This window comes from Methanobrevibacter sp. 87.7 (assembly GCF_002208625.1).
Classification (GTDB): Archaea; Methanobacteriota; Methanobacteria; order Methanobacteriales; family Methanobacteriaceae; genus Methanarmilla.
In genome coordinates this window covers 1-11,425 of record NZ_MRCT01000055.1, presented here as the reverse complement: position 1 = coordinate 11,425, position 11,425 = coordinate 1, and the positions used below count along the sequence as shown (strand labels likewise).

At 25.9% G+C, this 11,425-nt stretch carries 10 protein-coding genes; 6 read left to right on the top strand and 4 right to left on the bottom strand.

All coding sequences use genetic code 11. The annotated features are described in order from the left end of the window. Window positions 1–242: 242 nt before the first annotated feature. From rplJ to mfnA, 3 genes are all read left to right on the top strand, one after another. Window positions 243–725, top strand: coding sequence for a 50S ribosomal protein L16 (gene rplJ, locus BGI41_RS03925; RefSeq protein WP_088538933.1), 483 nt, complete (start codon window positions 243–245; stop codon window positions 723–725). 232 nt (window positions 726–957) lie between these two features. Next, window positions 958–3,252, top strand: a complete 2,295-nt coding sequence (ppsA, locus tag BGI41_RS03920; RefSeq protein ID WP_088538932.1) for a phosphoenolpyruvate synthase — start codon at window positions 958–960, stop codon at window positions 3,250–3,252. Window positions 3,253–3,431: 179 nt separating this feature from the next. Beyond that, window positions 3,432–4,598: a tyrosine decarboxylase MfnA gene (mfnA, locus tag BGI41_RS03915; protein WP_088538931.1), complete on the top strand. Its 1,167-nt coding sequence runs from the start codon at window positions 3,432–3,434 to the stop codon at window positions 4,596–4,598. 332 nt (window positions 4,599–4,930) lie between these two features. On the opposite strand, the gene BGI41_RS03910 is transcribed toward mfnA, so the two are convergent. From BGI41_RS03910 to BGI41_RS03895, 4 genes are all read right to left on the bottom strand, one after another. Then, window positions 4,931–5,305, bottom strand: coding sequence for a dihydroneopterin aldolase family protein (locus tag BGI41_RS03910; protein ID WP_088538930.1), 375 nt, complete (start codon window positions 5,303–5,305; stop codon window positions 4,931–4,933). A 1-nt stretch (window position 5,306) separates the two neighbouring features. Then, a complete protein-coding gene (locus BGI41_RS03905; RefSeq protein ID WP_088538929.1) occupies window positions 5,307–6,035 on the bottom strand; it encodes a class E sortase in 729 nt (242 codons plus the stop codon). A 222-nt stretch (window positions 6,036–6,257) separates the two neighbouring features. Next, window positions 6,258–7,859, bottom strand: a complete 1,602-nt coding sequence (locus BGI41_RS03900; protein WP_088538928.1) for a hypothetical protein — start codon at window positions 7,857–7,859, stop codon at window positions 6,258–6,260. A 66-nt stretch (window positions 7,860–7,925) separates the two neighbouring features. Beyond that, the gene (locus BGI41_RS03895) at window positions 7,926–8,621 is read right to left on the bottom strand and encodes an archaetidylserine synthase (RefSeq protein ID WP_088538927.1); all 696 of its coding nucleotides are present in this window, start codon (window positions 8,619–8,621) and stop codon (window positions 7,926–7,928) included. Window positions 8,622–8,869: 248 nt separating this feature from the next. On the opposite strand from BGI41_RS03895, the gene BGI41_RS03890 reads away from it, so the two are divergent. The 3 genes from BGI41_RS03890 (at window position 8,870) to rnhB (ending at window position 11,416) form a co-directional block, all read left to right on the top strand. Continuing rightward, window positions 8,870–9,526 carry a hypothetical protein gene (locus tag BGI41_RS03890; protein ID WP_088538926.1) on the top strand — a complete coding sequence of 219 codons (657 nt, stop codon included), beginning with the start codon at window positions 8,870–8,872 and terminating at the stop codon, window positions 9,524–9,526. Between the two features lie 3 nt (window positions 9,527–9,529). Beyond that, complete coding sequence (locus BGI41_RS03885; RefSeq protein WP_088538925.1) at window positions 9,530–10,612, top strand: rod shape-determining protein; 1,083 nt, start codon at window positions 9,530–9,532, stop codon at window positions 10,610–10,612. A 159-nt stretch (window positions 10,613–10,771) separates the two neighbouring features. Next, entirely contained in the window at window positions 10,772–11,416 is a 645-nt protein-coding gene (rnhB, locus tag BGI41_RS03880; RefSeq protein ID WP_088538924.1) for a ribonuclease HII, read from the top strand. Window positions 11,417–11,425: the final 9 nt, after the last annotated feature.

The window sequence follows — 11,425 nt, the reverse complement described above, 5'->3', positions numbered from 1 at the left end:
TTATATATACTATAGAATTATAATATTATTATAGAAATATTTTTGAAATTTTTCTATTTTTACTGATTTTATAATAACATTTATTAATGTTAATTTAAAAATAAATAATTATTCTATCTAATTGTTATGTGTAAATTTTATTATTTTATAATTTTACTCAAACTTATATAGCTAAGTTATAGCTATTTATCATTTATTTCAAAAAGTTATTTTGATAGAAATTATTAATTGGAGGATTATTTATGGTTCGTGCTTATACAAGAAGAGATTATATTAGAAAAATACCTAATTCAAGAATTGTTCAATTTGATATGGGTAATTTAAGTGGGGATTTCCCTATTAAAGTAAGTTTAGTTTCAAAAGAAAATGTTGAAATTACTCACAATTCATTAGAAGCAGCTAGGATTGCATCTAACAGAGTAATGCAATTAAAAGCTGGTAGATTTGGTTATCATTTAAAAATTAGACCATATCCACATCAAATTGTAAGAGAAAATCCTATGGCAACCGGTGCAGGTGCAGATAGGGTACAAAGTGGTATGAGAAATGCATTTGGTAAAGCTGTAAGTGTTTCTGCTATTGTTAAACGTGGTCAAAAATTAATTACTATTGATTGTAACAAAGCAAACTTTAAAGATGCTAAATTAGCATTAAAAAGAGCATCAATGAAATTACCTACTACTACTAGAATTGTTGTAGACAAAGGTCAAGAATTAGTTTTATAATTTTATTGTAAATTCTTAATTGTATATTCAGAGTGTAAAAATTGTATTATTTTGGTAATTTTACAATATTTTAAGCATTTGGTTTAGATGTGATTATAAAGTTTTTACAATATCCTTTTAAACTTATATACTAATATTGTACTATTTAAATAATTTTACAATATTTAAACTCCTTGAATATTTTAAATATTATTTTCATTAAATAATTATTTTAAAAAATGAGGGAAAAAATATGTATGTAGCAAAATTTGAGAAAATAAGTAAAGATGATATTGATATTGCTGGAGGTAAAGGAGCTAATTTAGGTGAATTAACTCAAGCAGGTATTCCTGTTCCACCAGGATTTGTTATAACATCTAAAACTTATGAAAAATTTATGAATGACACTGAAATCAATACAACTATAATGGATATACTTGAAAATACAGATGTCAATGATACTAAAGCTCTTCAAAAAGCTGCTGAAAAAATTAAAAGTATCATTGTTAAAACACCAATGCCTCAAGATATTAAAACTTTGATTATTGAAGCTTATAATCAACTTTCTGAAAGGGTTGGTGAAGAAACTGCTGATGTAGCTGTAAGATCTTCTGCTACTGCAGAGGATTTACCTGATGCTTCTTTTGCAGGTCAACAAGACACATATTTACATGTTAAAGGTGTAGATGAAGTCGTTAAATATGTTCAAAAAGTATGGGCTTCTCTATTTGAAGCAAGGGCTATTTTTTACAGAGAAGAAAATAATTTTGATCATGATAAAGTATTTATTGCAGTATGTGTTCAACAAATGGCTCAAGCTGATAAAGCTGGAGTTATGTTTACAGTAAACCCTTCAACTGGTGAAGATGTTGCTATGATTGAATCTTCATGGGGACTTGGTGAAGCTGTTGTATCTGGTGATGTTACTCCGGATCATTATGATGTAGATAAAAAAACTGGAAAATTAGTTAACATTACAATTAGTGATAAAAAATACATGTATGTAAATGATGAAAAAGGTACTAGTGTAAGAGTAAAAGTTCCTGAAGATAAACGTAATGAAAGAGTTTTATCTGATGAGGATTTAAAAAATCTTGTTGCAATGGGTAAAAGGATTGAAGAACATTACAAATCACCTATGGACACTGAATGGGCTATTGAAAAAGGAAAACTTTATTTATTACAATCTCGTCCTATTACTACTTTAGGAAATAATGAAGCTTCTGATTCTGAAGAGATTAATTCTGATTTTAATGTTATTATTAAAGGATTAGGTGCAAGTCCAGGTATTGTTGCTGGACCAGTTAAAATTATTAAAGATATTGAAGAATTAGATAAAATCCAAGATGGAGATATTATGGTTACTACTATGACCACTCCAGATATGGTTCCAGCTATGAAAAAATCATCAGGTATTATTACTGATGAAGGTGGAGTAACTTGTCATGCATCTATTATATCAAGGGAATTAGGTATTCCTTGTGTAGTAGGTACTGGTGAAGCAACTGATGTTTTAGTTGATGGTCAAGAAGTTTCTATTGATGGTAAAAAAGGATTAGTTTACGAAGGAATTATATCTTCAGCAGAAAATAATAATGCTTCTTCTGAAGTACCTCAAAATGTTCAAGCAGTTGCTGAACCTATAGTTACTGTTACTTCAGTAAAAACTAATGTTAGTATGCCTGAAGCAGCACCTAGAGCAGCAGCAGTCGGTGCTGATGGTGTTGGATTATTAAGAGCAGAACACATGATGTTAAATGGTGGAGTTCACCCTAAAAAATATATTTTAGATGGTAAAGAAGATGAATTAGTAAATATGTTAGCTGAAAACATTTTAAAAGTAGCTGATGTATTTTATCCTAAACCAGTATGGTACAGAACTATGGATGCACCTACTGATGAATTTGTAACTCTCGAAGGTGGAGAAAATGAGCCTGAAGAACACAATCCAATGTTAGGTTGGAGAGGTATTAGAAGAGAGTTAGATGAACCGGAAATTATTCAAGCTGAATTTAAAGCTATTAAAAAACTCCACGAAAAAGGTTATACTAATATTGGAATTATGATTCCATTATCTCAAAGTGTTTCTGAGTTAAGAAAAGCTAAAAAATTATGTGCTGAAGTAGGTCTTATACCTCAAAAAGATGTTGAATTTGGTATGATGGTTGAAACTCCAGCTGCTGCTTTAACTGTTGAAGATTATATTGATGAAGGTATTGATTTTGTAAGTCTCGGAACTAATGATTTAACTCAATATACTTTAGCTATTGATCGTAATAATGAGTTTGTAGCTAAAAATTATACTGAAGAACATCCTGCAGTAATGAAATTAATTGAAAGAACAATTAAAATCTGTGCTGAAAGAGGAGTAACTTGTAGTATTTGTGGTCAAGCAGGTAGTGTACCTCATATTGTTGAGAAATTAGTAGAATTTGGTATTAGTAGTGTATCATCTAATGCTGATGCAATACCTGATGTAAGACGTACTGTTGCTATAGCTGAGAAAAAATTAATTCTCAATGCTGCAAGAAAAAGATTAGAAGAATAAGATTTTTTATCTTATTTTTTATTTTATTTTTTTTAAACCTTTATTTATCTTAAAAATTTTATTTAAGAATTAATTAAATATCTATTTTTTGAATATTTAACTAATTATTTTAAAACTTTTATCTTAAATGACAAGTTTTATGAATTTTTTTATTTTATATCCTGTTTAAGGTAATTTTTATGGAAGAACAACCTAAATCTAAAGAAGAAATATTTAAAGAATTGGATTCATTTCAAGAAAAAGATATGAAATATTCTGATGGTAGAATTCTTGGTTCTATGTGTACAGAAGCAGAACCTATTGCTAAAGAAGTTTTTTATAAATTTATAAATTCTAATCTAGGAGACCCTGGTTTATTTAAAGGTACTAAAGAGATTGAGAATAAGGTTATTAAAAATATTGGTTCTTTTCTTTCTATTGAAAATCCATGTGGTCATGTTGTTACTGGTGGAACAGAAGCTAATTTAATGGCAATGCGTGCTGCTCGTAATTATGCAAGACGTTATAAAGGAATTGAAAATCCTGAAATTATTGTTCCTCAATCTGCTCATTTTTCATTTAAAAAAGCATCTGATATGTTTGGATTAAAACTTGTTAGAGCTGATTTTGATGATAATTATAAAATAGATCCTAACTCTTTAGAGGATAAAATTACAGATAATACTGTTGCTATTGTTGCAATTGCAGGTTCTACTGAATTAGGTATGGTTGACCCTATTGATAAGATAGCAAAAATTGCAAAAGAAAATGATATTTATTTACATGTTGATGCAGCATTTGGTGGGTTTGTAATACCATTTTTAAAAGAAGCAGGTTATGATTTTCCACAATTTGATTTTTCTTTAGATGGTGTATGTTCTATGACAATAGATCCACATAAAATGGGTCTTTCAGTTATTCCTGCAGGATGTATTTTATTTAGAGATAGAAAATATCTTGATGTAATGGCAGTAGAAGCACCTTATCTTACTAAAAAAGAACAATCAACTATTGTTGGTACTCGTAGTGGTGCATCTTCAGCAGCAACTTATGCAGTTATGGAATATTTAGGTCATGAAGGTTATAGAAAAAATGCATTGTATGCTATGAAAAAAACTATTTATCTTAAAGAAGGTCTTGAAAAATTAGGATATGAAATAGTTGTTGAACCTGAACTTAATATTGTTGCTTTTAATCATCCAAATATGGAAACAGATGATTTAGCAGAGGAACTTGAAAAAAGAAATTGGAGAGTTTCATGTTCTTCATGTCCTAAAGCAATTCGTGTTATTGTAATGAAACATATTTCTATGGATGATATAGATGATTTATTAAATGATTTATCTGACATTGCAGATAATATTTAATTTTCATTATTTTTAGACTTAATTTTTAATATTCTTTAATATTATACTTTTTTTATAAATCAATTGATTTTTTAGAGAATTTAATTGTATTATCCTTTTTTTTATTTTTTAATTAAGTTATTTTTAGATTTAATTGTATTATCCTTTTTTTATTTTTTAATTAAGCTATTTTAAATTTAGATTATCTTTTTTATTTATAATTTAATAAGCTATTTTTTTTAAAAAAATTAGTTATATTTTAATAAATATTTGAAAAGTAGTTTAAACAAATAATTAGTTTAAAAAGTTTAAAAATAGTAAAAGTTTTATTAAGTAGTAAAAATATTAAAGAGTTATAATTCTTCAATATTTTCAACATACATTAATGGATAATTAAGTTCTTCAATAAATTCAATTTTTATAGTGGCAATTACATTATCTACTTTTGTTTTTATTTTAACATCTAACATATCTCCACTTAAAGAAGTATAGTCAAAATCACTTAATGCAGTATTTAATCTATCAATATTTATTTTTGCATCTACTTCTTCAATTGCAGGTTGTAATTCAAATGTCTCTTTTATTGAATTTTCAATACTTGGTACAGATTCTTTATTTAAAGGAATTCCTACAAATTGGTGGAATAATGCACCCATTGTAATTCCTCCTTCAAATATTGCTCTTTCTCTTGAGCTTATGTTTGAAAAATATTTTTTATTTACATCCATTTTATCCTATTCCTAATGTGAATATTTGATTTAAAAAATCAATTTTTGATGTGAATTCATTTACTGGGCCTGGACTTATATGACAATATATCAAGAATAATGTTATTAATATAATACATCCACCTATGAATTTCCTTTCAGATTTAGGTGATAAAAATGTTACAACTAATCCAAGTATTAAAAATCCAATTATTATGTATATTCCATAATTTGCTTGTGGATTATCTTGAATAACATATTTATCTAAAGGCCCTTTACTTGTGTAATTTGCTTTTATAATAAGTCTTTTTTCTGTTGTACCTATTGGAGTACAAGTAATTAATGATAATGTTTGTGTCTCACTACTTATTATTGGTCTATATGTTGCAGGTACTACAGTTTTATTATAAACTGTATAGTTTACTTCACCGATTCCTGGCCATTGTAATGTTATTATATCTCCAGGATTAAGTTCATTTAATCTTAAAAATGGTGAACCAAGTAATGTTCTATGTCCAAATAGAATTACATCTCCTTCTCCAGGATCATATGATTTTCTTTCATGATAAACTCCTTCTGAAATAGAATTGTTATTTATCTTTTCATGTAATCCAATTTTTTCACAAACTACAACAGGATTATTCATATCATTTTCTGTAATAAGTTTATTTGAAAAATATGTAACCTCATTTGCAGCATATAATCCAACAATTAAAAGAGCAATTATTATTACAATTGTTGATTTATCCATATTATCCTCTAATTGTTTTTAATATTTGATTTATAAATTTATAGAATCTATTTTAAATACTTTTTAATTTTAAAAAATATTTCTTGTTTTTTGTAGAATCTATTTTAAATACTTTTTAATTTTAAAAATATATCTTTCATAAATATATTAAAATATTATTTCTGATTCTATTTTAATTTTATTAAATTTTTTAATTTATTATTATTTTTAAGATTATTTTAATTAAATTGAATCATTATTTTTAATTTCATTAATCATCCAATCGGGACTATCTTTTGTAGGTATTGTTAAGATTAAACTATCCATATTATTTAATATAAATCTTACATCTTCTCGTGGAACTTCTAAAAATATTAAATAATTTGCATCTAAATCTCCAATATTTGATTCTCTTTCATAATCAGATAATCTAATTCCATAGCTATTTAATACATTTTCTGTTTCTGATTCACTATAATCAATAGAATTTGCTTTAAGATCTTCTTCAACATCTGTTGTATATGTATATGATGAATTTTCTGAATTTTTAGATATAGTTTCTTCTGTTTTTGAATTTATTGTTCCACTATCTTTTCCTCTCATTATTGCAAGTACTGTACAACCACTAATTTCAGGATTAGTATTTTTTGAATTATTACTTATTTTATCTGTAGAATTTGAATCATTTTCTTTATTTGTTAAATCATTACTAGTTGAATTCATATAATAAACATCTATTTTACTTCCAGTACTTATTAAACCACTTGCAGCTTGAAGTCTTGAAACTTCAATAGGTACTGCTACTGTATCTGGTTTTTTAAGCTCTATATTTGAAAGTATGTATCCATCATTATCTTCTATGATTTTAATAGCTTCATCTTCACTTATAAGCATATTTTTTTTACTATCATTTGTATAAGTAAGCATTATTCTATTTCCAATATCCTTATTTTCTTTGATTTTTTTTAGATGATAATCTTTCCATTGTGCTGTTGCTGGTCTTAAAACATCTACACTATCAATATCTAATTTATTATGGCAATTATTTATACGATCTTCAAGAACAGTTGCTTCTTTTGCATTAACTAATGGTCCTTTGTATAATTGGTTTATTTCATTTAGTTTAGCTATTTTTTCATTATTTAATTCATTTTCTTTAGGTTCATATATTGCAAAATAATATATTCCTCCAATTATTATGATGAATATTATAATAAAAACTATAATTCCCATTTTAGCTTTTTCTTTATCTGTTAAATTATTTTTTTTATTATCTGCTTTTAATTTAAAACTTTTCACTAATGGTTTTGATATTTTTTCTTTTTTCCTTGGTTTTTTTAGATTACTGGTATTTATTTCCTTTAAATTCTCATTATCTAAATATTCTTCATTATTTCGGTGTTTTTGCTTTAAATTATCATATTTTAACTGTTCTTTCTTGTTTATTATATTCTGGAAATTATTCTTATCCTCTTGAAATTCATCTTTAATATTATTATTTTCTTCATAATTTGAATTTAAATCAGTACTTATTCCTTTAAGATTAAATTTTTCATCATTATTCACTGATTTATAAATATTATTGTCTATTTCATTAAATTCTTTAAAATCAGATAAATTTTTGTTTATAGTTTTATTAGAAGAATTTTCATTTAAATCTTTTTCAAAATCAGTAGTTTCATCATTAAAATAATCATATAAGAAATCATCTAAATCTCTAATTTTTGATAAATCTTTTATTTCTGTATTTTCTGGTTTTAAAAAGTTTTTAATTTTATTGATTAAACCATGTTTATCATTTTTTAGAGGTTCTAATGATTTTGGTTTATTTTTTTCGTCCTTCATTTTACCAACCTTTGTAGATGGAAGATTTTGGACTAAAAAAGTAATAAAAAAGTAGTATTTATAAATTTAATTATTATTTTTAAAGATATTACTTATTAAATAGTATAATGTTATTATAAGTAAAATTATAGCTGCAATATTAATGTTTTGTATAATTAGAACTTTCATAAACATTAATAAAATTAATATTAATGCAAAAGCTATTATTTTTATATTATCTAATTTTTTATATTTCACATTACTTATCATAAGTATTGAAACTATTATCATAAGTATCATTGCAATGTAAATATTGTATAATCCACTTAAATAATAGCTTACTAATATAAATGCAATTCCAGGTATTGGAAAACCAATAAAACCTTTAAATTCTGTTTTATCTGCAATTACATTATAACGTGTTAATCTTAGTACTCCACATATTACTATAAATAATGAAACTATTATTAAACAAATTTCTGGACTATGTAAATTTATACCTGAGATGTATAGTAATATTGCTGGAGCTACTCCAAATGAGATTATATCTGATAAGGAATCAATATTTTTTCCAAATCCATAAATATCATTTCTACATACTTTTCTAGCAGTCCAACCATCAATTGAGTCAAAGATTATTGCTAAAATAATAAATATTGTAGCTAAATTTAAGTTATTATTTATAGCACATATTATAGATAAAAAACCTGAACTCATATTTCCTAATGATATAAAATCAGGTATAGCTATAAAATGTTCCATTCCTGTTTTTTTAATTTTCATATTAACTCTTATACTCCTTTATTCTTATTTGTTTAATAGTATTAATTAGTTTTATTTTAAATAAAAATTGTGGATTAATTTATTAATATATATAATGTATAAACATTATAATAATATAATAGTCTATTAATTTTTGACTTGATAATTTTATGTAATTTTTGATTGATTTTTTGAAATGATTAAATTAAATTTATTTTTTAATTTTTAAGTTTCATAAATTTGTATAAAAACAGTTTTATGTGTGTACGATGATTGAAGATAATATTCGAGCTTTAAGAGAAGCTGCAAGGATTACTGATGATAAAGATGATAAAAAAGATTCATCTATCAATCATGCTCCTGAAAAATTATGGTGTGTAATGGCAGGTAATGATAAATTAATCGATGACATTGCATATGATGCTATATCTTCTAGAGATAAAGTTAAAATCCTATTTAGGGAACATGTTACTTTAGAAGAAGATAAAATCAATAGAAAATTTGATTTTATCATGTTATATGGTGAAGCAGCTATTATTAAAAGACTTAGCAATGATTGTAAAGATGGTGGAGGGGCATATATTAAGATACCTCAAAGTTTTATTGAAGAAAAATCTAATTTAATGATTTTAGTAGGTCCAGACGATACTATTAGAAAATCTGTTGCTAAAATGGAAAGAGCTAGAATTCAATTTGGTATATTGTTAGATGATCAAACTACCGGTTTTATCCAAACAGATATAAATATTAAATTACCTAAATTTTTAAAAAATACATTTAATCCATTGTTTAATGTTAGTGAAGTTGTTTTAAAAACAATTTTAATATCTGTTGATAAGGATAAGGATGTGAATAAAGTTTCAGATATTGCTACATCAGATAAAATTTTTGTTATTGACTTTAAGGATATTGATATGGAGGCTTAATTAATGAGTTTATTTGGAAATAATAATGATAATAATAAAACTAAAGAAACACCTAAACAATCCACTGTACGTAATAGTTTAGGTATTGATTTGGGTACTTTAAATACTGTAATTGCAAAACCTGCAGGGGATAAATTTGATTTATACCAAATTCCTTCTGTTGTTGCTGTTAAAAAAGATGACCCTACTGCTGTTTTAGCAGTTGGTGAAGAAGCAAAATTAATGTTAGGAAGAACACCTGAGGATATTATTGCAGTAAGACCACTTAAAAAAGGAGTTATTGAAAATATTGTTCAAGCTCAATCTTTACTTATTCGTGCAATTCAAATTGGTATTAATGAAGGGGAATCTGTTGGAAGACTTGTAATTGGTATTCCTGGAGATTCTTCAGAAGTAGAAAAAAATGCAGCAGAAGAAATAGGAAGAAAAGCAGGTGCTGATGAAGTTATTGTAATTAGTGAAGGTTTAGCTGCAGCTATTGGTGCTGGATTACCAATTGCAGAACCTAATGGTATTATGATAATTGATATTGGTGCAGGTTCTACTGATTTAGTTGTTATTTCTCTTGGTGGAATCACTGATATTGAAACTGTAAGAGTTGGTGGAGACGATATTGATAATAGAATCGTTGAATTAATTGCTGAAAAATATAATGTAGCTATTGGTATTCATGATGCAGAATCTGCTAAAATGGAAGTTGGTATGGTCCATTGTAGCGAAACTCTTGAAAATTTATCTGTAGAAGTTATTGGTAAATCTTTAGAAACTAATAGACCTAAAAAAGTTGTCATTGATTCTATGCTTGTAGCTGATGCTGTTGAGCCTTCTATAAAATCAATTATTGATGGATTAAACTTAATCTTTGAAAGATTATCTCCAGAATTAATTATGGGTATTTATAAAAATTCTGTTGCTGTAGGAGGAACTTCAAGATTACGTGGTCTTAAAGAAAGGATTTATGATGAAGTAGGTGTACCTGTAACTATTTCAGATGATCCAATGACTGTAGTTGCAAAAGGTACTGCTATTGTTGCTGCAGAACCATTAGCTTTAGAACCTGAAGTACGTCTTAGAGCTATGAAATAGATTTTTTAATCTATTCTTTTATTTTTTTTTACTAATTATTTTACTATTATTTTTTTTATTTTTAATTTTATTAGTCTATTTTTTTATTATTATTTAAAAAAGAATTATTTTATTTGTTCTATGTAGACTATTTTTTATTATTTATTTTAAGGTTATATTATGGATATTATGGGTGTTGATGAAGCAGGAAGAGGTCCAGTATTAGGTCCTATGGTTATTGGAGGAATTGTAATACCTGAAAAAATGAATATTGTACTTGAAAGAATGGGTGTTAAAGATTCTAAAAAATTAACTCCTGAAAGAAGAGCTATTCTTGCACGTAAATTATCTAAAATGTTTGATTATGATACTGTAGTAATCAGTGCAAAAGATATTGATAATTTAAGAGCAAAAGGTGTTAATTTAAATGATATTGAAAAATTAGGGATGCTTAAAGTTATTCGTAAATTAAATGCAGATGAAGTTATTATTGACTCATTTGATATTAAAGAATTGCGCTTTCAAAATCAAATTCAAAGAGAACTTGGTGATGATATTAAAGTCATTGCTAAAAATAAAGCTGATGATACTTATGTTCAAGTAGGTGCTGCATCTATTATGGCTAAAGTTACTCGTGATAATATTATTGCTGATTTAAACAAAGATTATAAAGATATGGGTGGTATTGGATCTGGTTATCCAAGTGATCCTCATACTCAGCATTTTTTATCTAAATTTACTTATGATGAGCTTCCTGATTTTGTACGAAGATCATGGAATACTGTTAAAAAAATGAAAGATGATGAAAGTCAAATGAGGTTTTAATTTTATTAT